Genomic DNA, 24,568 nt, shown 5'->3' on the forward strand with positions numbered 1-24,568 from the left:
CGCTATTAACTCGCCAAGAGGCGAAGATCACCTGCACCACTCGCTCTCGAAGCAAACGACTCAATGCCCGGATACACGGCAGCGAGGTAGCGCCGAGCTTGCCGAGTCAGCGAAGTCATATCGACGCCGCATTCGGCCAGATACGATTTAACGTCGCCCTCCGACCATAGCGGTGGCGAAGACAGCGCAAACGGAATTTGCTCGAATCGCGGAAGGTGCACGCAATCCAGGACATCCTCGACAAAGAAGCGGTAGAGATTGGTACGACGTTCGGCGATCTCGATCTCCATGTCTCCACGGTCATAGGTATCGCGATAACGGATGGGCGCCGTCGTCAGATCGATGCGCAAAGGGATCGACAGTGCCCGATTCAACGTCCCGTATTCCCGCGTCGGACCCAAGCACTCGAAAAGCAGTCCGTGGCAGTAGAACTCCCGCATTTTCGGATGCACCGCTATCACCAGATCCTCGATCAAGCGATGCCGACGGGCCCAACGGAACAACGCGTTGTAGAGCAACAGGGAGACGCCTCGCCCGCGCACATCTTGCGCGACCGACAGTGTGCTGACCTCGGCGAACCGCCGACCTGCATGGCGCAATGCGGCCACTTCGGCGGCATGGACCGTTTCCATAGGCAATCCAATGGGCGAGTCTTCCACGAGCGAAATGGTCCCCAGCACGCGCCCTGCCCGCTCGGCAATGAAGGTTGTCGTACCCGGTAAAACATGGTGGGGCGAGAACTTCATCCCGGATCGCGTGGGAACCGTGATGCCTCGCGCCACATAAGCGTCGTGCACCAAGCGAAACGCTTGCTCCCGTTGCAGGAAATTCGCGGCAAGACCAATCGTGATGCCGTCAAGCTCCGCTTCGCCAATCACCCATCGTCGCACCATCTCCCTGCGGTACATACCCGCTGGAATCAAACGCCGCACCAAGGTATGTCGCGACGTGACACGGTCTCTCAGTATGTATGCGTTGACGTCCGGCTGAGCCGCGCCCCGCTCATTATTCAATTGCAACACCTGGCCCTCCTGGCCAATAGCTACTCCACCAGCAATCCACCCATCGATAGGCGCAGATCATCAACACACGCAAACAGGCGACGAAGGTGGATCGCGTCTCCATGCCTTCTGCGGGCCATATGATTTGTCGACATATTGTATGGCGTCTAACTATATTCTCAACGGTGCTCGACCTTGTCAAGCGTCGTGTTTATTGACGATCTGCGCGGACTCCACAAGACGAGGTTTGTATCGTCATGGAATACCAAATGAGCGTAGACATTCGTCAAACGTCAGAGACTGTGTCTACGGCCTCGGACCACCGCGCACAAGCCCCTCACAACTTGACCACCTGCATCACGCTCTATAAAGTTAGGCACCTTGTAATAAGGTGCACTACCATCATATTTATGGAACAGAAATATCTGGCACTGTTGCATGAAGCGACACGCCGCAATGTCCCGAACCTTGACGGAATTCGCTTGTGCTTCCAGTTGCTTTCTCTGTCCACGGCCATTGATCGCGACTGCGCATCACTGCTCGCGCCGCATGGCCTTTCAGAAGGTCGTTTCGTAATCCTCTTCTTGCTCGATGCGGCAGGTGACGGGCTGGCGCCCAACGTGCTGGCCGAACAGGCTGGGGTCACGCGTGCGACCGTGACCGGCTTACTTGACGGGTTGGAGAAAGATGCATTGATCGAACGCACGGCTGACCTAAAAGATCGCCGCGCGCTTCTGATTCGTTTAACGCGCAAAGGCAAGCAGCTCGCCACGAAGATATTTGATCAGCACAGCCGGTGGATCGGCAGCTTGTTTGCCAACCTGACATCAAAGGAGCGCGAGCAACTTGCCACGTTGCTGGCGAAAGTCTCGGGCAACACGGGCGCGCAAACCGATACCGAGCCAACGGGGCGTCGGCAACGCGATTGATGAGGAGCTCAACATGTCGCATTACCTGGTGGAACTTTATTCGCCGTCGCCGGCCTGGGAGATTTTGTCAGACGATCACCGTCGTGTATTCCTTGACGGTATTGCCAAAGGTGTGGCCGAACTCGGTACGCTAGGTATCGAGATGTTGACGTTGAGCGAAGTCGCCTCCGACGTCCCACGCTCTACGCATCACCGTTTCGTCGGCATCTGGCGCTTCCCTGACGCGACCGCTCGGGACACTTTACTCCAGGGCATCCACGATAGCGGCTGGTATCGCTACTTCCATCACGTCAATGCCGCAACTCAGGAAGGCGAACTAGGCGAGCATCTGAATACGTTGGCGAGCTATCGCTAGAATCTCGGGCTTCGTGCCTGCCATGTAGGCCACGCCATGCGCGCCTGTCGTCTCGATCAATAATGTGGCCAATCGCCATACCGGTTGCTCGAAGGCTCGAATGGATGATGTACGGTCGACTCTACGCCTGTCCCCAGATCAGGCGCCGCGCCATGAAGCCCCTCACTTCACCACCGTTGCACTACTGACTGCCACCGCCCTGCGCACCGTCTGCACGGACGCCTTCGATTTCGCGATGCAGTTCGCGACCGACAACGACCTCCCCGTCGAGCTTCAGACGGTGCCCGCGCTGGCGGTGCGCTGAAACGCGGGCCGCGTTCGCGGCGCGCGTCCTTCCCGTTTTCCCGTTTCCCCGGTTGCGATGCACAGGTGCGCAGGCCGTCGCACACGCCTTTCCGGGCCTGTGCGGCGTCACCGCCCATCGTTAGACGATTGAAAGCATCGACACCCATCCCCTTCCGACAAGGGTTTCCAGCCGATCCATCAAAAAAATTGATCGCGACGATGAAAATTATGCGTTTTCCTTGCAGGTCGCCGTGATGCATAGTTGCGTCGTGTTGACGCACCTTTGAGTCTTTCAGTCATGAACATGCGAATCGAGCCGTCCGTGCTCGCGAACCCCGACCTGCAATTTGCGACGCTTTCGTCAGGCATCAGCCTGCCGTATGTCGAGCGGGGCAGCGGTGCGCCGATGGTGTTCGTGCACGGCTCGCTGTGCGACTACCGCTACTGGGATCCGCAGCTCGCTGCGCTGTCGGCCCACTACCGCTGCATCGCGCCGAGCCTCAGCCATTACTGGCCGGCCGTCGAAGCGGGCATCCAGGACGAGTTCAGCTGGCAGAACCACGTCGACGAGCTCGCCGAGTTCATCGACGCGCTCGATCTCGGCCCCGTGCATCTGGTCGGCCACTCGCGCGGCGGCAGCGTCGCGTTCAACGTCGCGCGCCAGCATCCGCAACTCGTCGAATCGCTGACGCTCGCCGATCCGGGCGGCCCGCTGCAACAGCCGGGCGTGCGCGAAGCCGCGCTGCCGGCCGCCGCGATCGCACTGCGCACGAAGGCCGTGAGCCTGATCGGGCAAGGCGACGTCGAAGCGGGCCTCGAGATGTTCGTCGATTCCGTGAGCCTGCCCGGCGCGTGGAAGAAAAGCACGTCGCGTTTCCGCACGATGGCGATCGACAACGCAAGCACGCTGCCGAAGCAGTTGCGCGACCCGCTGCCCGCGTACTCGCAGCACACGGCCGGCGACATCGCGTGCCGCACGCTGCTGATCGACGGCCAGCGCAGCCCGAAGATGTTCCGCCACAACGTCGATACGCTGACGCAGTGGATCGGCAATGCGCAACGGCAGACCGTCGCCGGCGCATCGCACGGGATGAACGCGGCGAGCCCCGCCGTGTTCAATCGTTACGTGCACGAGTTCGTCGCCGCGTAAGTTCTGTCGGGCGGCTATCGGCAGGTCACCCGACCGACGTCCCGCCCTGTGCGATAGCCGGACCGTTGCCGTCGGCATCGCTGCCGGCGCCCGTTTCAATCCACGAGTCGCCCGGCTGATACGTACTGCCATCGAAGCGCCAGTACGTCACCCGATGCTCGCCCATGCCGATGGCCGCTGCATGCGCACGCGCCGCCGCGCCACCGTTCACCAGACGACCGGCTCAGCCTTGCGCGTGACCGCATCCGGCAGTCCGAACACGCTGTCGAACGCCCAGTTGTACGCGAACGTGAAGATCGGGAAGAACACGATCAGCACCGCGTCGTACAGGAACGCCTGCAGCAGCGACACGTCGAGCCACCACGCGATCAGCGGAATCAGGAACGTCACGAGCGCGACCTGGAAGCCGATCGCATGCAGCACGCGGCGGCCGACCGTGCGCGTCGTCGCCGCGCTGCGGCACTCCCATGCCTCGAACGCGAGGTTGTACAGGAAATTGACGGTGACGCCCGTCGTCGAGATCATCACTCCCAGCAGCCCGCTCGCCGCCACGCTCGCGCCGCTCAGCATGCCGAGCACCGACGATGCGACCAGGATGCCGAGCACCTCGAACATCACGACGTAGACTATGCGTCTCTTCCACCCTTGCATGACCATCCACCTTCATCTCGAACAAGGTGGCGAGACTATCAGCGGGCCCCCGCTCGCCAAAGTCAGGTCCTTTCAATTTTTCTGACAGGAGGCGGTGCATGCTGACCAGCGACCACATCGACATGCTGCTGACCGTCGTCGACCAGGGCTCGTTCTCGGCAGCCGCGCGCGCGCTCGGCCGCACGCCGTCGGCGATCAGCATGGCGATCGCGAACCTCGAGGCCGAACTCGACCTCGTGCTGTTCGACCGCGGCACGCGCGAACCGACGCCGACCGCCGCGATGGCCGCGCTGCTGCCCGATGCGCGCTCGATCGCCGAGCGGCTGCACGCGCTGCGCGCGCATGCGCAGCATTTGTCGGAAGGCGTCGAAGATACGTTGCGGCTCGGGCTCGCGGCCGAAATCGACGGCGCGCCGGTCGCCCGTGCACTGACGGCCGTGGCCGCGAAATATCCGGCGCTCGCGATCAGCATCGTCACGGCGCCGCAGGACGTGACCGTCGACGCGCTGCATCGCGGCGCCATCGATCTCTGTGTCGCGTACGGCGGGCTCGATCTTCATCCGCAGGAACAGATCCACGCGCTGTGGACCGAGACGCTCGTCGCGGTCGCCGCGCCGAGCCATCCGGCGATCGCCGAATGCGCGCAACCCGGGGCGATCGAGCGGCTGTCGGGCTTCCGCCAGATCGTGATCGCCGATCCCGAACGGCCGCTCACCGACGTGCGGCCGCTGATCGGCAACCGCACGTGGAAGGTGACCGACATGGCCACCGCGATCGCGCTGGTGAAGGCCGGGCATGGCTGGGCGAACCTGCCGGAATCCGTCGTCGGCCGATACACCGCCGACGGCGAACTCGCGCCGCTCGTGTTCGCGAACATCCGCAACGGGCTGCCGCTGCCCGTGTATCTGCGCCGGCCGAAACACACGAGGCTCGGCAAGGCAGCGAGCGAACTGGTGCGCGCGCTGCGGGCTACCGGCAACGACAAGTAACCGGTGCGGCGGCGATCGCCGCCGCACCGTCGGTCAACGCTTGAGGGCTTGACCGTTAGTTGCAGTTAATTGCAGTCAATGCGAAGCCGCAGCAGCCGCACTCTGGATCGAATCGACCAGCGACGCGTTGTCGTACCGCCGCCCGGCAATGCCCCATCCGCCATCGACGGCATGCACGACGTTCACCCACACTTGCGCGGGCGTCAGCCGTCCGCCCGCTCGATGCAGCACGATCTCGGTCGCCCGTTCGACGAATTGCCGCTGCTTGTCGGGCGCGGCGAGCGCCACCGCCGGCAGCTTCAGCTCGACGAACGCGGCAGGCTCCGCGCGGCCATGCACGAAGGTCCGGTGCCGCGGCAGCACGTTGAGCGTGCCGACCACGTTCGGCGCCAGGAACCCGTTCCCGGTCAATCCTTCGACATCCAGCAGCGCATCGGTCAACTCGGCAAACACCGGCCCCTCGTCGTCCGGCGTGAAAACCCCTTCAGATACTGTCAGCGTAATCGGCATCGCACGTTCTCCTGGTCAGGTCATCGGAATCGTGACGTGATATAAATATCAGTCACTCTCTATACATTAGACACTGATTGCTCTCTATGCAAGCGATAAAGAGCGATCGCTCTGAAGCGAGCCTGTCATGCGTTATTCCGTCGAGCACAAGCACGAAACCCGCACGCGCATCCTCGAGGCCGCGAGCCGCCTGTTCCGCCAGGAGGGCTATGGCGGCTCCGGCATCGGTCCGCTGACGAAGGCGGCGGGCGTCACCAACGGCGCGTTCTACGGGCATTTCAAATCGAAAGGCGAGGCGTTCCGCAACGTCGTGCTCGACGGCCTCGAGCAGCTCCGGCAAGGCGTCGCGACGTTCAAGGCCGAGCATGGCGCGCGCTGGCGCCGCCCGTTCGTGTCGTTCTACCTCGGGCCGCGGCGCACCTGCGCACTCGGCGAAAGCTGTGCGCTGCCGAGCCTGTCGCCCGAAGTGATGCGCGCCGACGACGACACGCGCGACGCGTATGAACAGGCGTTGCGGCAGATCGTCGACGAAGTCGCATCCGGTCTGGGCGACACGCCCGACGACGACCGTGCGATCGCGTTCCTTGCACTGCTGTCGGGCGGCGTCACGCTCGCGCGCGCGGTGCGCGATCCCGAACTGGCGCAACGCATCGCCGATGCGGTTGGCCGCTACGCGGTGGTGATCGCCGAACGCACGGACGTGACACCCGAAGAGCAGTCATGACGAGCGGCCAATAAAAAACCCCGATCCGCGTTGCCACGGATCGGGGTTCTTCATCGATCGGCCATATCAGCCATCTGCCTGAACGGCCCTTGGCGGGCCGCCGCATCAACGCGCGGCGACCTCCGCCTTGCCGGACGCCGCATCGCCGACCGCCGTCGGCGCCGCGCCCCACCCACCGCCGAGCGCGCGGATCAGGTTGACGGTCGACACGGCCTGCGCACCGGTGAGCTGGTTCGCCTGCAGTTGCGACTGCAGCACCGAGCGCTCGCTGTCGATGACGTCGAGATAGGCGACTTCCCCTTCCTGATACTGCGTGCGCGACAACGTCGCCGCGCGCCGCGACGCATTGACGGCCGCATCCTGCGCGCGGATCTGGTCGTCGAGCAGGCGCAGGTCGGCGAGATTGTCCTCGACCTCGCGGAACGCGACGAGCACCTGCTGCCGGTAGTTCGCGACCTGCTCGTCGTACTGCGCGCGCGCCTGCTGCACGCCGGCCGCACGGCGTCCGCCGTCGAACAGCGGCAGCGTCAGCGCGGTGCCCGCGAACGGCCCGAGCAGGAACGTGCGGCTCGACCACAGGAACAGGTTGCCGAGCGTCGACGCCTCATAGCCGAACGCCCCCGTGATGTCGAGCTTCGGGAAATACGCCGACTTCGCGAGGCCGATCCGCGCGTTCGCGGCCGCCATCGCGCGCTCGGCCGCCGACACGTCCGGACGGCGTTCGAGCAGCGCGGACGGCAGGCCCGGCGGCACCTTCACCGCGACCGGCACGATCGGCGTTTCCTTGAATGCGAAATCCGCGGGCGCCTTGCCAAGCAGGATCGCGAGCGCATGCTCGGATGCCGCGCGCCGGCGCGCGACGCCGACCGCATCGGCCTGCGCGCTGGCCAGCTCGTTCTTCGCGCGCGACACGTCGAGCTCGCTGATGTCGCCTTCGTTGAAGCGGCGCTGCACGAGCTTCAGTGCCTGCTCGCGCAACTCCACCGTGCGACGGTACAGGTCCTGGTCGGAGTCGAGCTGGCGCAGTTCGAAATAGTTCTGCGCGACGTCCGCCTGCAGCGCGAGTTGCACCGAACGGAACAGCGCTTCGCTCTGCGCCTGGTCGGCACGCGACGCCTCGACGTTGCGGCCGACACGGCCGAACAGGTCGGCTTCGTAGGACACCGTACCCTGCGCGCGCCACAGCGTCGCGTTGGTCGGGCCCGTGCCCTGCGGCTGGAACTGCGACGCCGACGACAGCCCTTCGCGCGTCGGCCCGAACCCGGCGCCAACCTGCGGGAACCATTGCGAGCGCGCGGAACGCGTCGCCGCGCGCGCTTCCTCGACCCGCGCGGCCGCGGCCTTCAGGTTCTGGTTCGCGGCGAGCGCCTGCGTCTCGAGCGAATCGAGCACCGGGTCGCCGAACACCTTCCACCATTCGCCGCGATGTTCGCCGTCCGCCGGCTCGGCCGTCTTCCATGTGCCGGCCTGCTCGCCGGCGGCGAGCGTCGGCGCTTCCTTGAACGCGGCGGGCACCGCCGCGTCCGGGCGCTTGTAGTCGGGGCCCACCGCGCACGCGGCGAGCAGCGTCGCGAGCAGGGTGCTCGCGGCCGCCACCTTCGCGAAGCGCATCAGGCCGTTCGTGTTGTGCATGTTGTCCATCTTTTTATCCTCAAGCATCCGAAGCCGGTACGCCCTGGGCCGGCACGCCGTAGCCGGCCGAGTCCTTGCCGGCGACGTGGATCTTGCCGCCTGCCAGCGTACGCAACACGACGTAGAACACCGGCGTCAGCATCAGCCCGAACAGCGTCACGCCGAGCATCCCGAAGAACACCGCGACACCCATCGCATGGCGCATTTCCGAACCGGCACCGGTCGACGTGACGAGCGGCACGACACCCATGATGAACGCGATCGACGTCATCAGAATCGGGCGCAGCCGCAGCCGGCTCGCCTCGATCGCGGCCTCGAGCGGTGTCCTGCCGTCGTGTTCGAGCTCGCGTGCGAATTCGACGATCAGGATCGCGTTCTTCGCCGACAGCCCCACCAGCACCATCAAGCCGATCTGCGTGAAGATGTTGTTGTCGCCCTGCGTGAGCCACACGCCCGTCAGCGCAGACAGAATGCTCATCGGCACGATCAGGATCACCGCGAGCGGCAGCGTCAGGCTTTCATACAGCGCGGCGAGCACGAGGAACACGAGCAGCACGCTGATCGGGAACACGTACATCGCCGAATCGCCGGCAAGGATCTGCTGGTACGTGAGGTCGGTCCACTCGAACCGCACGCCGCGCGGCAGCGTTTCATGCGCGATGCGCTCGATCGCGGCCTGCGCCTGACCCGACGAGAAGCCCGGTGCCGGGCCGCCGTTGATGTCGGCCGCCGTGTAGCCGTTGTAGCGCACGACCATTTCTGGGCCGAACGTCGGCGTCACCGTGACGAGCGACGACAGCGGCACCATCTCGCCCTTGTCGTTGCGCGTCTTCAACTGCAGGATGTCGTCCGCACGCTGGCGGAACGGCGCATCGGCCTGCACGCGCACCTGGTACACGCGCCCGAAGCGGTTGAAGTCGTTCACGTACAGCGAGCCGAGATACACCTGCATCGTGTTGAACACGTCGGTCACCGGCACGCCGAGCTGCTTCGCCTTCACGCGGTCGAGATCGACGTTGAGCTGCGGCACGTTGATCTGGTAGCTCGTGAACAACGGGCCGAGTTCCGGCGCCTGCTGCGCGCGCTTGATGAAGTCGTTGGTCGCATCCGCGAGCCGCGCATAGCCGACCGCGCCGCGATCCTCGATCTGCATCTTGAACCCGCCGAGCGTGCCGAGGCCGAGCACCGGCGGCGGCGGGAACACCGCGACGAACGAGTCCTTCATCGCGCTGTACTGCTGGTTCAGCGCACCCGCGATCGCGCCCGCCGACAGCGCCTTGCCATGCCGTTCCGAGAACGGCTTCAGCGTGACGAACACGATGCCCGCGCTCGAGCTGTTCGTGAAGCCGTTCACCGACAGCCCCGGGAACGCCACCGCGCTCTCGACGCCCGGCTGCTTCAGCGCGATCGAGCCCATGTCGCGGATCACCTTCTCGGTGCGGTCGAGCGACGCACCGTTCGGCAACTGCGCGAACGCGATCAGGTATTCCTTGTCCTGCGCGGGCACGAAGCCGCCCGGCACGACCTTCGACACCAGCACGGTCGCGCCCACCAGCACGAGATACACGCCGAGCATCAGCGTCTTGCGCGACAGCACGCCGCGCACGCCGCGGCCGTAGTTCTCCGCGCCGCGATGGAACACCTTGTTGAAGCCGCGGAAGAAGCCGCCGAGCACACGGTTCATCACGCGCGTCAGCCAGTCCTCCTTGTCGCCATGCCCCTTCAGCAGGATCGCGGACAGCGCCGGCGACAGCGTCAGCGAGTTGAACGCCGAGATCACCGTCGAGATCGCGATGGTCATCGCGAACTGCTTGTAGAACTGGCCGGTCAGGCCCGACATGAACGCGAGCGGCACGAACACGGCGACGAGCGTCAGCGCGATCGCGATGATCGGCCCGCTCACTTCCTGCATCGCCTTGTAGGTCGCCTGCCGCGCGTTCATCCCGCTTTCGATGTTGCGCTCGACGTTCTCGACCACCACGATCGCATCGTCGACCACGATCCCGATCGCGAGCACCATCCCGAACAATGACAGCGCATTGATCGAATACCCGAACGCGAGCAGCAGCGAGAACGTGCCGATGATCGACACCGGCACCGCGATCAGCGGAATCAGCGACGCGCGCCAGGTCTGCAGGAACACGATCACGACGATCACGACCAGCGCGATCGCTTCGAGCAGCGTATGCACGACGGCCTTGATCGACGAACGCACGAACTGCGTCGGGTCATAGACGATCTTGTAGTCGACGCCCGCCGGCATGTCCTGCTTCAGCTCGGCCATCGTCTTGCGCACTTCGTCCGAGATCTGCAGCGAGTTCGCGCCCGGCGACTGGTTGATCGCCATCGCGACGGCCGGCTTGTTGTCGAGCAGCGAGCGCAGCCCGTATTCGGATGCGTCGAGCTCGATCCGCGCGATGTCGCGCAGGTGCGTGACGCCACCGTCCGGCGTGGTCTTCACGACGATGTCGCCGAACTCGTCTTCCGTCTGCAGACGGCCGCGCGCGTTCACCGACAGCTGCAGCGGCGTGCCGGGCAGCGACGGCGACGCGCCGATCACGCCGGCCGCGACCTGAACGTTCTGCTCGCGGATCGACTGCACGACGTCCTCGGCCGACAGCCCGCGCTGCGCGACTTTCTGCGGATCGAGCCACACGCGCATCGCGTAGTCGCCCGAACCCCACAGCTGCACCTGGCCGACGCCCTGGATCCGCGACAGGCGATCCTTCACGTTGATCAGCGCGTAGTTGCGCAGGTAGGTCATGTCGTAGCGGTTGTCCGGCGAGATCAGGTGGACGACCATCGTCAGCGTCGGCGAACTCTTCACCGTCGTGATGCCGAGCCGCTGCACATCTTCCGGCAGGCGCGGCAGCGCCTGGTTCACGCGGTTCTGCACGAGCTGCGTGGCCTTGTCCGGATCGGTACCGAGCTTGAACGTGACGGTGATCGTCATGTTGCCGTCGCTGTTCGCCTGCGACTGCATGTAGAGCATGTCCTCGACGCCGTTGATCTGTTCTTCAAGCGGCGACGCGACCGTCTCGGCGATCACTTTCGGGTTTGCGCCCGGATACTGCGCCTTCACGATCACGGAAGGCGGCACGACTTCCGGATATTCCGAGATCGGCAGCAAGAACATCGCGATCACCCCGCCGAGCAGGATGATCACCGATAGGACTCCTGCGAAGATCGGCCGGTCGATAAAGAATTTTGAAATGTTCATGTGTGGCTCTGTCTGGTTGAACGCGGATACGAAGCGGCGGGCCGCTTACGAATCCGCCTTCGCCGGGGCGGCCGGCTTCGCGTTGTCCGCCAGCGGCGCGGACGGCGCGTCACCGCCCGTCATCGGGACCATGTGCGGCTTCACCTGTTCGCCGGGGCGCACGCGCTGCGTGCCGTTCACGACCACGCGATCGCCTGCCGCGAGGCCGCTCACGATCACGCGCCGGTTGCCGTGCTGCAGCCCCTGCTGCACTTCCCGGTACGACACGCGGCCCTGCTGGTCGACGACGAACACGAACTTCTTGTCCTGGTCGGTGTTGATCGCCGCGTCGTCGACGAGCAGCGCCTCGTGCGGCGCGCTGCCGCCCACCTTCACGCGTGCGTACAGGCCCGGGACGAGCGCACCGTCCGCATTGTCGAAGCGCGCTCGCACGCGGATCGTGCCCGACGACGTGTCGAGACGGTTGTCGACCGAGTCGATCTCGCCGCTGCGCGAGTAGCCGGTTTCGTTCGCGAGGCCGAGCTCGACCGGCACCTTGCGGCCGTTGCGCGCGCCGTTGATGTATTGCAGGTAGGTCTGTTCGTCTGCGTCGAACGATGCGTAGATCGGCGACACCGACACCAGCGTGGTGAGCGGCGCGGCCGACGCACCGGCCGACACGACGTTGCCGAGCGTGATTTCCGCACGCGACACGCGGCCCGACACCGGCGCGGTGATCCGCGTATAGCCGAGGTTGATGCGCGCCGTTTCGAGCGCGGCTTCGGCGGCCTTCAGGTTCGCGGCCGCTTCGCGCGCCGCGTTCTGCTTCTCGTCGTAATCGCGCTTCGCGATCGCGTTGTCGCCGATCAGCCGCTGCGCGCGCTGCCAGTCGGTCTGCGCGTAACCGTTGCGCGCTTGCGCGGCCGCGAGCTGCGCGGCCGCGCGATCGGTTTCGGCCTGGTACGGGCGCGGGTCGATCACGAACAGCACGTCGCCCTTCTTCACGAGCGCGCCGTCCTTGAAGTTCACCGCGACGATCGTGCCCGACACCTGCGGGCGCACGTCGACTTTCTCGACCGCCTCGAGACGGCCCGAATAACTCTGCCAGTCGGTGACGGTCTGCGGTACGACGGTCGCGACGTCGACTTCGGGCAGCGGTGCAGCCGCTTTCTCGGGCGCGTTCGCGTTCACGCGCATCGCGCCGAACGTTCCGAGGCCGACGACGGCAAGCGTCACGATCGCCGCTGTCGCGATTCGGGAACGGGAGGTGCGTAGGATGGCCATGTGGATCTCCAGGTAAGCGTGGATTGGTTCTGGTTATTCGGAACGGTTGGGCTGGCGCGCCTGGAAGCGGCACTGGAAGAAGCGCACGGCTTCCTCGAAGGCGGCTTCATGCGTCGCGAGCGCGGCGTGCGTGATGTCCGGATAGCGGATCACCTGCGTGAGCACGCCCGACGAGATCAGGCAGCCCGCATATTTCTCCGCCTCGACGTGCAGCACGTCGTTCTGTGCGGTGACGACGAGCGTCGGCGGCAGGCCCGCGAGGCGCACCGATTCGAGCGGCGCCGCATACGGGTGCATGCGTTGCGCGGCCTGCGGCAGATACGCGCGATAACAGGCCGCGCATTCGCGCGCGGTGATGTCGGACGCGAGGCGCTCGGCGTCGCCGATGCGCGTCATGCTCGGGTCGAGCATCGGCCCGAACAGCGCCTGCGCGGCGATCGACACTTCGCCGCGATCGCGCGCGATGAACGCGAGGCAGTTCGCGAGCTGGCCGCCCGCGTCGTGACCCGCGACACCGATCTTCTTCGGGTTGCCGCCGAACGCGCGGGCGCGCGTCGCGGCCCACACGGCGGCGCGATACGCATCCTCCGGCGCGGCCGGAAAGGGAAAGGCCGGCGCGAGCGAATAGTCGACCGACACTACGAGAGCTGGTAAGCGTTCTGCTAAAAAGCGCGCGGCGAAATCGGCGTCTTCGAGCGAACCGCGCACGAAACCGCCGCCGTGGAAATAAAGCACTACCGGCAACCCGGTCTTGTCCGGGCGCCGGTACAGGCGCAGCACGATGTCCTGCGCGTAGCCGGGAATTTCCACTTCGGCGACCGTCAGCGCCGCGCCCGCCGTGGCTTGGGCGGGCAACGCGGCCTTCAGGAATTTGCTGAATTCAGAAGCGTCCATGACGATGCAGCATCCATTTCGAGATGGAACGAATTCTGGGTCCGGCAGACATTGGGATAAATGCCTATAATCCGGCAACACAATTCAACGCCCCCGAACAATCCGAGGCTGCGTTTACCCACGAGGTAGCGCAGCCTCTTTGTTCCGGCGGCAAATTAGATTGCGGAGGTTGTGATGGACCGGCTTCAGGCCATGCAGGTGTTTACTCGCGTCGTCGATACAAGCAGCTTCACCAAGGCAGCAGAAACGCTCAGCCTGCCGCGGGCGTCCGTCACGACGATCATCCAGAATCTCGAAGCATTCCTCGGTGTGCGGCTGATGCACCGAACCACGCGCCGGCTGTCGCTCACGCCGGACGGCGCCGCGTACTACGAACGATGCGTGCGGATCCTCGCGGACGTCGAGGAAACCGAGGCGAGCTTCCAGGCGAACAACCGGAAGCCGCACGGAAAGTTGCGTATCGACATGCCGGGCTCGATCGGGCGGCTGCTCGTGATTCCGTCGCTGTGCGAATTTCATACGCGCTACCCGGACATCGACCTGCAGCTCGGCCTGTCCGACCGGCCGGTCGACCTGCTGCAGGAAGGGGTCGATTGCGTGATCCGCGTTGGTGCATTGCAGGACTCGTCGCTCGTCGCGCGCCGGGTCGGCCTGTTCGAATGCGTGACGGTCGCGTCGCCCGACTATCTCGAGCGTCACGGCGAGCCGAAGACGATCGACGACCTGAGCCAGCACAAGGCCGTCAACTACTTCTCGAGCCGCACCGGCCGCACGATCGACTGGACGTTCCTGACCGACGGCCAGGAAGTCGAGATGAAGATGGAGGGCATCGTGTCGGTGAACGATGCCGATGCGTACGTGACCTGCGGGATCGAAGGCTTCGGGCTGATCCAGCCGCCGCTCTTCATGGTGCTGCCGCATCTGCGCGAAGGCCGGCTCAAGGAAGTGCTGCCCGGCGTCAAGCCGCTGCCGATGCCGATCTCCGTCGTGTATCCGCACAGCCGCCATCTGTCGCCGAAAGTGCGCGTCTTCGTCGACTGGATCGCCGAGGTGTTCGACCGTTGCCCGCTGCTGAGCGGCAAGGGCAGCCTCGACGCGACGTGCAGCAAGCGCACATTCGAGGAAGCCGAACGCGCGCCGGTGCTCGACACGCCGGTCATCAACGAGTGGGTCGCGTAAGTGGCTGAACTGCCCGGCTGACCGGATCGTCAGAACCACGTGACCGAACTACGCCGCTGAACCGCACGCGCGGGCTGCAAGGCCCGCGCGGCGTCCCGCCTCCGCGCCACGTCCCCGTACGGCGCGCCAGATCCTTCCCGAATCCGCAGCAAACCTTTGTGCAAGGCGACGCAATCGTGCGCCTGCGTCGTTGCGCGCCGCCGTCGCCCCCTTGTGAGGCCCGCTGCAAGCGGGTTCCAGCGATTTCTGCATAACCCTGCCAGGTGTACGGATGTCGATTGTTCCACTGACACGACAATTCAATTCGCATCTGCCGCATTTATCGCGACGGAACAGATACCTAGAGTAAACCCTGTCGCGCACCTCGTTGCGCACCGAACAGATCCCGCTTGATGGGACCGGAGTCAGCGCTCAGGCGCCAACTCCGAAAGACAGGAGTTAGCCATGAACCGCCGCCATCTTCTCTCCGCCCTGGCCCTCACGCTCGCCGTGTCCGCTCCGGCCTTCGCCGATTCGGGCACGCCGCACGCCGGCGACTACGGCAACACGTCGTGGTACTCGCAGCACTACGGCCCGCGCACGCGCGCCGAAGTGAGCGCGGAAGTCGAGCAGGCCCGCAAGGACGGCACGCTCGCGTACCTGCGCAAGGCGAATTCGTACCCGCAAGGGCTCGAACTCGCGCAAGGCCCGTATCGCTCGTTGCCGGAAAGCAACCAGCTCGCCGGCGGAGGCCGGTAAACGCGCAACGCCGCGCAGCGGGGTGCCCCGTGCGCGGCGTCGCGACACACCTATCGACGATTCGCTGAGTCAGTTAGTTGCAGGAGCACATGATGAACGACCAACTTCCTTCGCCGCTCGATCATTGGGACGACACCACGCCGGTGTGGACGCCTTTCCGTTCGGCCCCGCACTCGCATTGACCACCGACCGAGCCGTCGCCTGACCCTCAACGGCGCGGCACCCCGTCGCGCCACTCGCCCCAGTGCGTCACGATGTCCTGCACGAGCGGGTTGCCCGCGCGATACAGGTTTTCGGTCGCGGGGGCGAAGCCGCCCTGGTCCGCGTAGTTCAGCAGGTTGTCCGCACTCGTCTGCCCCGCATACGGCCGGTCGAAATCGGAGCCGGTACGCAGCACCGCGACGCGCGACAGGTCGACCCGCTTCACGCTCGCCGCACGCTTGAGCGCTTCATACGTCGCGTTGTCTTCCTGTGCGGTCATGCAGTAGGTGCCCTTGCCGTCGGTCAGGATCTTCGTCCACTGGCGCGCGCGCTCGCCGATCAGCGTGCCCGAGAACCACGTGTTGCCCGATGACGTATCGCACTGGATCACCGTCGGCGGCCGGTTCGCCGGCGCATACGTGAACTTCGCGCGCGCGGCCTGCGCCTGCGCGCTGTCGGCGAGCACGACGTTGCGCGACAGCGCGACCGCGGCGTCGGTGAGCTGCGGGTTGAGCTGGAACACCTCGGTACGGTAGTCGAGCGGCGGCTTGTCGTTCGGGCTCTTCGTGTTGATGCCGAGAAATCCGGTATTCCAGCCGGCCGGAATCTCGCGTGCATCGAGCTCCCACTGCAGACTGAAATCGACGAGGTACTTCGACCACGCGGCCGAGCCGACCGTGCCTTGCGCGGGGTCGACGCCCGCGATGCCGGAGATCAGGAAATACGTGCGGCGCAGATCGAAGCGCTGCGAGAACGTGAGCGCCATGATCGTCGCCGACGCGTTCGCATAACCCATGCCGGTCGTGACCACGCACACGTCCTGCTTGTTGCAGTGGACGTTCGGGTAGTCCGGCGACAGGCCGGGCACGGCGATGTCGCGCCACGGGCCGAGCCGGTCGAGCCAGGCCTGGCCCTCCGGCCCGAACATCGTGATGATCATGACCTTGACCGGGCGGCCCTGTGCACCGGTCTCGGCGAATGCATTGTTGCCCGCGTTGTTGCCCTGGTTGTCCTGCGCGATCGACGGCGCGGTTGCGCAGGCTGCGAGCGAGAATGCAGCGGCGGAAAGAATGGAGCGAGTCAGCATCGGCGTTCCTTGTTTCGATGATGTTGGGTGAGAACGGCTCTCGTAGACTGCGCGACGGAGTATAGAACGGGCGTGCACGTTGCGGAACCCGACTACGAAACGACTCCCCGTGTTTCGTGCGACCGTGCGCGTGTTGCGCAATGCGACGTGCGTCGTCGGTTTCGCACCGTCGCCGTGCATGACAACCATCAGGAATGCTATCGGGTTGGCAGGAACGAACGCCTGCCGACATGCCGCTGCGTATCGCACCCGTCGACATCGATTTCGGCCGGCTCCCGAACCGCTACACGCGCACGAGCCCCGCGATGCCGTAACCGAGCACGACCAGCGCGGCGACCAGATGGCTCGCCGCGAGCCACCCGGGCGATTTCACGATGCGCCCGATCATGCTGCCGCCGAACGCGAACACCAGCTGCCCCGCGAGGCTGCCGGCGAACACGCACGCGGCGCCAAGCTGCCAGTGGCGATGCGCACCGGCGGCAGCCGTCGCATAGCCATAGAACAGCAGGATGGTGAGCGGATTCGCGAGCGTGACGAAGAACATCGATGTGAACGGGCGCGTGCCCGGCGGCCGCGCATCGCCGTCGAGCGTGCGGCGCCGATCCCGCAGCGCCTGCCACAGCATCCGCGTGCCCATTGCGAGCAACACGAGCGCACCAACGACACGAAACAGCGACAGATGCGCCGCGAGCGTGCTCGCCAGCATCGCGCCGAGCGTGAACGCGACGACCGCGTAGCAGCCGTCGGCCGTCGCGACACCCACCGCCGCGCGCACGCCGCTGGCGGTGCCGGCGCGCATCCCGTAGTTCGCGATCATCAGCGCAACGGGCCCGACCGACAGCGCAATCATCAGCCCGAACAGGAAGTCGTTCATCGGTCGTCGATGCCTTCGATGGAAGGCACCGATTCTAGCGAACGCAAAAATCTCCGCTGCGGCGATTCGGCGTCACGCGACATCGACGCGCGCAGGCCCGTCCACCATCTCGCCGATCACGCCCGCGCGGTCGAAGCCGTCGGCACGGAAGCATGCGAGCACGTCGTCGACGGCCTCGGGCGCGCATGCGACCAGCAGGCCGCCCGACGTCTGCGGGTCGGTCAGCAGCGCCTGTGCGACGGGCGGCAGCGTGTCGGCCAGTCGAACGTCCGCGCCGTACGCGGCCCAGTTGCGGCCCGACGCGCCGGTGAACACGCCGTCGGCCACGAACGCCTCGACGCCCGCGAGCCACGGCAGCGACGCGTAGTGCACGCGCGCGGTGAGGTGCGCGCCACGTGCGAGCTCGAGCGTGTGACCGAGCAGCCCGAAGCCCGTGACGTCGGTCAGCGCATGCACGCCCGGCAGCGCGGCGAGGTCGGCGCCCGGACGGTTCAGCTTGGTGGTCGTCGCGATCATCTGCGCGTAACCCGCGGCATCGAGCTGGTTCTTTTTCAGCGCGGCCGACAGCACGCCGACGCCGAGCGGCTTGCCGAGCACGAGCACGTCGCCCGCACGCGCGGCCGCGTTGCGCTTCACGCGCGACGGATGCACGACGCCGATCGCCGCGAGCCCGTAGATCGGCTCGACCGAATCGATCGAATGGCCGCCCGCCACCGGAATGCCGGCGTCCGCGCACACCGATTCGCCGCCGCGCAGCACGGCCGCGATCGTCTCGTGCGGCAGCACGTTGATCGGCATCCCGACCAGCGCGAGCGCGAGGATCGGCTTGCCGCCCATCGCATACACGTCGGACAGCGCGTTGGTCGCGGCGATGCGGCCGAAGTCGAACGGATCGTCGACGATCGGCATGAAGAAGTCGGTGGTCGCGACGATCGCCTGCTCGTCGTTGAGACGGTAGACGGCCGCGTCGTCGGACGTCTCGGTACCGACCAGCAGATCCGGGAACAGCGCGGGCGGCGTCGCGCGCTTCAGCAGCTCGGACAGCACGCCCGGCGCAATCTTGCAGCCGCAGCCGCCGCCGTGCGACAGGCTCGTGAGGCGCGGAACGGCAGGCTGGGCTTGGGTGGCTTCGGTCATCGTCGGCATCCGGTGAATAACAACACGACATTATCGACAATTCCGTGCGAGTGCGCCCGATACCCACATAATGGCGGCGCACTCCCCGCTCCCGCTGCCGCCCGCACCTTCGTCCATGGATCACCTCTTCATCGGCCTCGTGCTGTGCTCCGCGTTGCTGCATGCCATCTGGAATGCCTTCCTCCACGTCAGCGAAGACCGGCTCGTACAGCTCGGCACGATGTCGCTGCCCTATTTCGCGATCGGCATCGCCGGCGTCGTGCTGCTGCCCGCGCCGGCACCCGCCGCGTGGCCGTATATCGTCGCGTCGGCCGCGCTCGAGGTCGCGTACTGCTTCACGCTGGCGCGCGCCTATCGCAGCGGCGAGTTCGGGCAGATCTATCCGATCGCGCGCGGGATCTCGCCGCTGCTCGTGTCGGTGCTCGCGCTCGCCTTTCTCCACGAACAGCCGACCCCGTTCGGCTTCGCGGGCATCGCGCTCGTGTCGTTCGGCATCATGTCGCTCGCGCTGCGGCGCGGCTTCCGGTTCTCCGGTGAAGGCGTGCCGTTTGCACTGCTCACGGGCGTGTTCATCGCCGCGTATTCGATCTGCGACGGCATCGGCTCGCGCGTGTCCGGCAGTGCGCTCGGCTACATCGCGTGGGTGTACGTGCTTTGGAGCGTGCCGCAGTTCGTGCTGGTCTGCGCGGTACGTGGCGCCCCGCGCGCGGTACTCGCCTCGCGCACGGCGCTCACGCAGGGCGCGATCGCCGGCACGATCTCGCTCGCCGCTTACGGGATCGTGATCCTCGCATACCGGTACCTGCCGGTCGGGACGGTGTCGGCGCTGCGGGAAACGAGTTCGATCTTCGCGGTCGCGATCGGCTGGCTCGTGATGCGCGAGCGGCCCGGCGCGCAGCGGCTTGCCGCATGCGCGCTGGTGGTCGTGGGCGCGGCGCTGATCCGCCTGTAGGCGGCGCGCCCCGCCCGCGGCCTGCCGCTGCGTCAGAACTTGTGCCGGATGCCCGTCACCGCCACGATCTGCGTACGCGTGCTCGACGGATTCGAGATCCCTTCGATCGCCGCCACCACGTTCGATGAAGCGCGCTGGTAGAACGCGTTCACGTAGATATCGGTGCGCTTCGACAGGAAATACTGCGCGCCGACGCTCGTCTGCAGGTAGTGCGAACTCGGCTTCGGCCCTTGCGACGCGAGCACCTGCGTGTAGGTTTCGCCGAGCGCGAACTGCAGTGCGGGCGTCATCAGGTAGCGCACGCTGCCCTCGTAGTTGTTGAAGCGCATCGCGCCGCCCGTCTGCAGGTTGAACAGCGAGCTCGTGTACAGCAACCCGAAGGTCGCGGCGCCCCATGCGTATGCGCCGCCCGCGCCCCAGATCTGCTGGCGCGTCACGCCCTTGATGAACGTGTAGTAGTTGTCGGACGCCGCCGCGCCGGTCGTGTCGAGCGCCGGGTGGTCGACGCGCACGTAGGCCGCGCCGAGTTGCAGCGGCCCGTTCTCGTAGCTCGCGCCGAGGCTCCACACGCGGTTTTCCGCGAACGACGTGGAATTCGAGAAGCCGTACAGGCCGACCGCGCGCAGTCCGTACCACGTGGGCGTCTGGTACTGCACCGAGTTGTTGGTGCGGAACGTGTTGTTCAGGTCGTCGGTGTCGAACGGATGCAGCGCGTACTGCGTGAGGGCGGTGGTCGCACCGATCTGCAGCGGCTCCAGCACTTCCTGCGCGGCGTTGTACTGGCGGCCCATCGTCAGCGTGCCCCAGCGGTCGTTTTCCAGCCCCACGTAGGCCCGGCGCCCGAACAGCCGGCCACCCTGGCTCGCGGCGCCGCTCTCGATGTTGAAGCCGTTCTCGAGCCGGAACACCGCGCGCGTGCCGCCACCGAGTTCCTCCTTGCCGAGCAGCCCGAAGCGCGTGCCCTGCTCGTTGCCGCCGGTCGCCTGCCACGCAGCGTGGCCGTTCTGGTTGTTCGTGTACGTGATCCCCGAATCGACCACGCCGTACAGCGTCACGCTCGATTGCGCCCGTACTTGCGTCGCGGCCGCCGCCATTGCGATACCTGCCAGCGCGACTGCCAACCTTTTCCGCTTCATCTCCGACCCCTTTTTGTCGATTGAATATGGGGAGCGATTTATTTCGCTCAAGACGTGTTTTATTGAATAAAACATCGTCTTATTCATTGTTGAATTCGTCGATTTGAAGCGTCAAGCGACGCCAAAAATGACGTCCGGGAGTCGGATAGCCATGTATCGCAACGTGTTTCGAGGAATGAAACATGTCCAATAGCGGCGGGCATTACAGGCCGTTCTCGACGCGTAATCCCGGTGCCGCAAAAAGCCCTTGACCGCGATTTTGAGTCGTTGTGAAATATTGATACGCTGTTTTAATTATTAAAACGAACGAACGAGACGCTTCAAAAAACTAGGTAAAGAACCTGATCCTCATGCTGACGTTTAATTGCAACACCGCGGCTGCCGGTGCATCGTCCGCGCATTTCGTCGCGACGCCGACGGAGCCGGCCCTGCCGATCGTCGTCGACTCGCCGCACAGCGGCATCGCGTATCCGCCGGACTTCGCCACCGTCGCGCCCGACGACGCGATCCGCACGACGTGGGACGCTTTCATCGACGAACTGTGGGCCGGCGCCCCTGCTCGCGGCGGCACGCTGCTCGGCGCAACGTTTCCGCGCGCGTACATCGATCCGAACCGCGCGGAAACCGACATCGACGCGACGCTGCTCGCCGAGCCGTGGCCCGAGCCGCTTGCGCCGCAGCCGTATACGCAGCGCGGGATGGGGCTGATCCGGCGCGATGCGTTGCCCGGCGTGCCGCTGTACGACCGCAAGCTGTCGCTCGCGGAAGTCCGCCACCGGATCGACGCGTACTACCTGCCGTACCGCCGCGCGCTCGCCGGCATCGCCGAGCCGCTGTATGCCGCGCACGGCGCGCTGTGGCACATCGACTGCCATTCGATGAAATCGCGCGGCAACGCGATGAACGTCGATGCGGGTGCGTTGCGGCCGGACGTCGTCGTCAGCGACCGGCGCGGCACGACCGCGGATCCGGCCTTCACCGCGTGGACCGCGCAGTGGTTCACCGATGCCGGTTATCGCGTGCAGGTCAACGACCCGTACCAGGGCGGCGACCTGCTGACCGCGCTCGCCGATCCCGCACGGCAGCGCCACAGCATCCAGGTCGAATTCAACCGCGCGCTGTACATGGACGAGGCCGCGTTCGCGAAACACGCCGGGTTCGCCACGCTGAAGCGCTCGGTCGACGCATATCTCGATGCGCTCGCCGATTACGTCCGCGCGCGCATCGCGCCGCAGGGAGACACCGCATGACGACCTACATCGTCGACGCCGTCGACAGCGCACTGAAGCTGCTGACCTACGTGGCCGAGCACCCGCACCTCGGCGTGACCGAGCTGGCGTCGCAACTCGGCATCAACAAGTCGCGCACGTACCGGATGCTGTGCACGCTCGAACTGCATCGCTTCGTCGTGCAGGACCCGCGCACGTCCACCTATGCGCTCGGCCCGCAGGCGTTCGTGATCGGCGTGGCCGCGTCGCAGCAGAACGCGCTCGTGCGGGCCGCGCACCGGCACATGCTCGCGCTCAACCAGGCGATCAACGAGACCATCGTGCTGCGCGTGCGCGAAGGGCTCGAATCGGTGTGTGTCGCGCGTTGCGAAACCACTCACGCGGTGCGCACCGTCGGCGCGGTCGGCAACCGCCGGCCGATCAATTTCGGCGCATCGGGCAAGGTGCTGCTCGCGTTCGCGCCCGACGCGGTGCGCGACGAATATCTCGCGCAACTGCGCCGGAACGGGCTCGCCGACGACCCGGCGAAACTCGCCGGCGAACTCGACGCGGTCGCACGCAAGGGCTATGCAGTGAGCAGCGGCGAGGTGACGCCCGGCGCGGTCGGGATCGCGGTGCCGGTGCGCGACCTGACGGGCGCGACGGTCGCCTCGGTGAGCGTGACGGGGCCCGAGGTGCGCGTGAGCCATGCCGACATTCCCGACTATCTCGAACGGCTGCAGGCGTGCAGCCTCGCCATTTCCGCCGAACTCGGCTACGTCCCGGCGCGCGCCGCGCTGCAACCGGCCTGACGGCCCGCTTCTTCTTCGACGAGGATCCGATGTCCGCCTCTTCCCCGAACCCGGCCGGCACGCCCGGCACCGACACTACCGCCCTCGCGGCCGGCGATCCTGCGGCGGCCGCTCCGGGAGCGCCCGCCGCTCACGCGCCGCATCCGCACGGCAAGATGCTGCACCCCGTGGTGATGATGCTGTGGGTGCTCGCCGCCGCGATCGCGCTCACGTGGCTCGTCGACTCCGGCCAGTTCGCCCGCGACGGCCGGCTCGTCGTGCCGGGCACCTATCACGTGGTGCCGAAGACGACTGCGCTCACGACACTCGTCGCGCCGGCTGTCAGCCACAGCACGTCCGCGCATGCGCTGCCGGCAAGCCTCGTCTCCGCGTTCGTCGCGGTCCCGCAAGGGCTGCTGAAGAACGCGCCGTTGATCGTGATGGTGATGTTCGTCGGCGGGATGTTCGGCGTGATGCGCCGCACGGGTGTCGTCGATGCGGGCATCGACCGGCTGCTGCAGCTCACCGGCAACAACGCGTACCTGCTGACGCCGCTGCTGATGATCCTGATCGGGCTCGGCAGCACGCTGCTCGGCTTCATCTCCGAGTATCTCGTGATCATTCCGATGGTGGTCGTGATCGCCCGTCGCCTCGGCCTGTCCGACCTGTTCGCGGTCGCGCTCGTCGCGATCGCCGCGAAGATCGGCTATATCGCATCGGTCACGAACCCGCTCGCGCTCGCCGTTGCCCAGCCGCTCGTCGGCGTGCCGCTGTTCAGCGGCGTCGCGCTGCGCGCGGCCGTATTCGTCGTATTCCTGACGATCGGCATCCTGTACCTGCTGCGCTACGTGCGCAACACCGGCTATCGGCCCGGGCAGGCCGCCGCAGGGCATGCCGCGCACGCCGCCGCGAAGCTGTCGCTGCGCCACAAGGCGACGCTGCTCGTGTTCGCCGCGGCGGTCGCGATGCTGATCTACGGGACGCGCGAACTGAAGTGGGGCAACGTCGAGCTGGCCGCGTTCTACACGGCCGTGAGCATCGCGACGGCCATCATCGGCGGGCTCGATTCGCGCAGTGCGGCCGATGCGTTCGTCGACGGGATGAAGAACATGATGCTCGCCGCGCTGCTGATGGGGCTCGCCGCGTCCGTCGAGCTGCTGCTGCAAAACAGCCTCGTGCTCGACACGCTGATCAATTTCTTCACGCGGCTCGCGGACGGGCAATCGCCGGTGTGGGTCGCGAACGGGCTGATGGGCGTGCAGATGGTGCTCGACGTGTTCATTCCGTCGGTATCGGGCAAGGCAGCGGTCAGCATGCCGATCATCGGGCCGATCGCGCAGCTCTCCGGCGTGAGCGGGCAGACGTCGGTGCTCGCGTTCGTGCTCGGCGGCGGGCTGACGAACCTCGTCACGCCGACCTCAGGGATGCTGCTCGCGTATCTGGCAACGGCACGCGTCGATTTCGGCGCGTGGATCCGCTTCGTGCTGCCACTGTTCCTGACGCTGCTCGCGCTGTCGTGTGTCGTGCTGACGTTCGCGGTGTGGATCGGGTATTGAGGTTCGCGACGGGTCCGGCAGAACACGCGTGCGCCCGGCGGTGCGCAGGGCATGGCGCTGCGCGGTCCCGATGGCGGCGGCAGGCGTCGCAACGGCATGCCGCAAC

At 66.0% G+C, this 24,568-nt stretch carries 22 protein-coding genes and 1 pseudogene; 12 read left to right on the top strand and 11 right to left on the bottom strand.

The window, feature by feature from the left end; translation table 11 throughout:
- Nucleotides 1-5: 5 nt before the first annotated feature.
- The gene (locus DPV79_RS13140) at nucleotides 6-1,022 is read right to left on the bottom strand and encodes a GNAT family N-acetyltransferase (RefSeq protein WP_133295643.1); all 1,017 of its coding nucleotides are present in this window, start codon (nucleotides 1,020-1,022) and stop codon (nucleotides 6-8) included.
- Nucleotides 1,023-1,411: 389 nt separating this feature from the next.
- Here DPV79_RS13140 and DPV79_RS13145 point away from each other — a divergent pair, with 389 nt between their 5' ends.
- The 4 genes and pseudogenes from DPV79_RS13145 (at nucleotide 1,412) to DPV79_RS13160 (ending at nucleotide 3,720) form a co-directional block, all read left to right on the top strand.
- Nucleotides 1,412-1,930, top strand: a complete 519-nt coding sequence (locus DPV79_RS13145) for a MarR family winged helix-turn-helix transcriptional regulator (RefSeq protein WP_205713832.1) — start codon at nucleotides 1,412-1,414, stop codon at nucleotides 1,928-1,930.
- Nucleotides 1,931-1,943: 13 nt separating this feature from the next.
- The gene (locus DPV79_RS13150; RefSeq protein ID WP_113045599.1) at nucleotides 1,944-2,285 is read left to right on the top strand and encodes a DUF6616 family protein; all 342 of its coding nucleotides are present in this window, start codon (nucleotides 1,944-1,946) and stop codon (nucleotides 2,283-2,285) included.
- Nucleotides 2,286-2,484: 199 nt separating this feature from the next.
- A pseudogene (locus tag DPV79_RS43855) lies at nucleotides 2,485-2,589 on the top strand (DUF3579 domain-containing protein); the annotation flags it as partial.
- A 279-nt stretch (nucleotides 2,590-2,868) separates the two neighbouring features.
- Complete coding sequence (locus DPV79_RS13160) at nucleotides 2,869-3,720, top strand: alpha/beta fold hydrolase (RefSeq protein ID WP_059487407.1); 852 nt, start codon at nucleotides 2,869-2,871, stop codon at nucleotides 3,718-3,720.
- Between the two features lie 207 nt (nucleotides 3,721-3,927).
- Here DPV79_RS13160 and DPV79_RS13170 read toward each other — a convergent pair whose 3' ends face one another.
- Nucleotides 3,928-4,371 carry a PACE efflux transporter gene (locus DPV79_RS13170; RefSeq protein ID WP_113045660.1) on the bottom strand — a complete coding sequence of 148 codons (444 nt, stop codon included), beginning with the start codon at nucleotides 4,369-4,371 and terminating at the stop codon, nucleotides 3,928-3,930.
- Between the two features lie 98 nt (nucleotides 4,372-4,469).
- On the opposite strand from DPV79_RS13170, the gene DPV79_RS13175 reads away from it, so the two are divergent.
- Entirely contained in the window at nucleotides 4,470-5,360 is an 891-nt protein-coding gene (locus tag DPV79_RS13175; RefSeq protein ID WP_113045600.1) for a LysR family transcriptional regulator, read from the top strand.
- A 75-nt stretch (nucleotides 5,361-5,435) separates the two neighbouring features.
- Here DPV79_RS13175 and DPV79_RS13180 read toward each other — a convergent pair whose 3' ends face one another.
- Complete coding sequence (locus DPV79_RS13180) at nucleotides 5,436-5,870, bottom strand: Tautomerase enzyme (protein WP_111943240.1); 435 nt, start codon at nucleotides 5,868-5,870, stop codon at nucleotides 5,436-5,438.
- A gap of 127 nt (nucleotides 5,871-5,997) precedes the next feature.
- Here DPV79_RS13180 and DPV79_RS13185 point away from each other — a divergent pair, with 127 nt between their 5' ends.
- Entirely contained in the window at nucleotides 5,998-6,594 is a 597-nt protein-coding gene (locus tag DPV79_RS13185) for a TetR/AcrR family transcriptional regulator (protein ID WP_059684142.1), read from the top strand.
- Nucleotides 6,595-6,699: 105 nt separating this feature from the next.
- Here the strand turns inward: DPV79_RS13185 and opcM are convergent, their stop codons facing one another.
- From opcM to DPV79_RS13205, 4 genes are read right to left on the bottom strand one after another with little or no spacing between them, the layout of a single operon-like run.
- On the bottom strand, nucleotides 6,700-8,235 hold the full coding sequence (opcM, locus tag DPV79_RS13190; RefSeq protein ID WP_120760943.1) for a multidrug efflux transporter outer membrane subunit OpcM: 1,536 nt from the start codon (nucleotides 8,233-8,235) through the stop codon (nucleotides 6,700-6,702).
- A gap of 10 nt (nucleotides 8,236-8,245) precedes the next feature.
- Complete coding sequence (ceoB, locus tag DPV79_RS13195) at nucleotides 8,246-11,446, bottom strand: multidrug efflux RND transporter permease subunit CeoB (RefSeq protein WP_113045601.1); 3,201 nt, start codon at nucleotides 11,444-11,446, stop codon at nucleotides 8,246-8,248.
- 45 nt (nucleotides 11,447-11,491) lie between these two features.
- Complete coding sequence (ceoA, locus tag DPV79_RS13200) at nucleotides 11,492-12,709, bottom strand: multidrug efflux RND transporter periplasmic adaptor subunit CeoA (protein ID WP_027790469.1); 1,218 nt, start codon at nucleotides 12,707-12,709, stop codon at nucleotides 11,492-11,494.
- Between the two features lie 33 nt (nucleotides 12,710-12,742).
- Nucleotides 12,743-13,603 carry an alpha/beta hydrolase gene (locus DPV79_RS13205; RefSeq protein WP_021156405.1) on the bottom strand — a complete coding sequence of 287 codons (861 nt, stop codon included), beginning with the start codon at nucleotides 13,601-13,603 and terminating at the stop codon, nucleotides 12,743-12,745.
- Between the two features lie 174 nt (nucleotides 13,604-13,777).
- Between DPV79_RS13205 and ceoR the strand changes: the two genes are divergently transcribed.
- Together ceoR and DPV79_RS13215 are read left to right on the top strand one after the other, a co-directional pair.
- Nucleotides 13,778-14,782 carry a putative multidrug efflux transcriptional regulator CeoR gene (ceoR, locus tag DPV79_RS13210; protein WP_021156406.1) on the top strand — a complete coding sequence of 335 codons (1,005 nt, stop codon included), beginning with the start codon at nucleotides 13,778-13,780 and terminating at the stop codon, nucleotides 14,780-14,782.
- A 444-nt stretch (nucleotides 14,783-15,226) separates the two neighbouring features.
- Nucleotides 15,227-15,520, top strand: a complete 294-nt coding sequence (locus DPV79_RS13215; RefSeq protein ID WP_059496382.1) for a DUF4148 domain-containing protein — start codon at nucleotides 15,227-15,229, stop codon at nucleotides 15,518-15,520.
- A 208-nt stretch (nucleotides 15,521-15,728) separates the two neighbouring features.
- On the opposite strand, the gene DPV79_RS13220 is transcribed toward DPV79_RS13215, so the two are convergent.
- The 3 genes from DPV79_RS13220 to selD form a co-directional block, all read right to left on the bottom strand.
- Nucleotides 15,729-16,808, bottom strand: coding sequence for a purine-nucleoside phosphorylase (locus DPV79_RS13220; protein ID WP_021156407.1), 1,080 nt, complete (start codon nucleotides 16,806-16,808; stop codon nucleotides 15,729-15,731).
- A 283-nt stretch (nucleotides 16,809-17,091) separates the two neighbouring features.
- The gene (locus DPV79_RS13225) at nucleotides 17,092-17,682 is read right to left on the bottom strand and encodes a LysE family translocator (protein ID WP_113045602.1); all 591 of its coding nucleotides are present in this window, start codon (nucleotides 17,680-17,682) and stop codon (nucleotides 17,092-17,094) included.
- Nucleotides 17,683-17,754: 72 nt separating this feature from the next.
- Complete coding sequence (selD, locus tag DPV79_RS13230; RefSeq protein ID WP_081058882.1) at nucleotides 17,755-18,819, bottom strand: selenide, water dikinase SelD; 1,065 nt, start codon at nucleotides 18,817-18,819, stop codon at nucleotides 17,755-17,757.
- Nucleotides 18,820-18,934: 115 nt separating this feature from the next.
- On the opposite strand from selD, the gene DPV79_RS13235 reads away from it, so the two are divergent.
- Nucleotides 18,935-19,771, top strand: coding sequence for a DMT family transporter (locus tag DPV79_RS13235; protein ID WP_113045603.1), 837 nt, complete (start codon nucleotides 18,935-18,937; stop codon nucleotides 19,769-19,771).
- Between the two features lie 32 nt (nucleotides 19,772-19,803).
- Here DPV79_RS13235 and DPV79_RS13240 read toward each other — a convergent pair whose 3' ends face one another.
- Nucleotides 19,804-20,907 (bottom strand): porin, encoded by a 1,104-nt coding sequence (locus DPV79_RS13240; RefSeq protein ID WP_059708892.1) that lies wholly within the window; start codon nucleotides 20,905-20,907, stop codon nucleotides 19,804-19,806.
- Nucleotides 20,908-21,257: 350 nt separating this feature from the next.
- Here DPV79_RS13240 and DPV79_RS13245 point away from each other — a divergent pair, with 350 nt between their 5' ends.
- The 3 genes from DPV79_RS13245 to DPV79_RS13255 are packed head-to-tail and all read left to right on the top strand — an operon-like array spanning nucleotide 21,258 to nucleotide 24,462.
- A complete protein-coding gene (locus DPV79_RS13245) occupies nucleotides 21,258-22,157 on the top strand; it encodes an N-formylglutamate amidohydrolase (RefSeq protein WP_060376386.1) in 900 nt (299 codons plus the stop codon).
- Nucleotides 22,154-22,927 (top strand): IclR family transcriptional regulator, encoded by a 774-nt coding sequence (locus DPV79_RS13250; protein ID WP_059487435.1) that lies wholly within the window; start codon nucleotides 22,154-22,156, stop codon nucleotides 22,925-22,927. The genes DPV79_RS13245 and DPV79_RS13250 overlap by 4 nt, the downstream gene beginning before the upstream one ends.
- 29 nt (nucleotides 22,928-22,956) lie before the next feature.
- Nucleotides 22,957-24,462, top strand: coding sequence for a YfcC family protein (locus DPV79_RS13255; protein ID WP_059496373.1), 1,506 nt, complete (start codon nucleotides 22,957-22,959; stop codon nucleotides 24,460-24,462).
- Nucleotides 24,463-24,568 lie beyond the last annotated feature (106 nt).

It is taken from the genome of Burkholderia reimsis (assembly GCF_003294055.1).
Lineage (GTDB): Bacteria > Pseudomonadota > Gammaproteobacteria > Burkholderiales > Burkholderiaceae > Burkholderia > Burkholderia cepacia.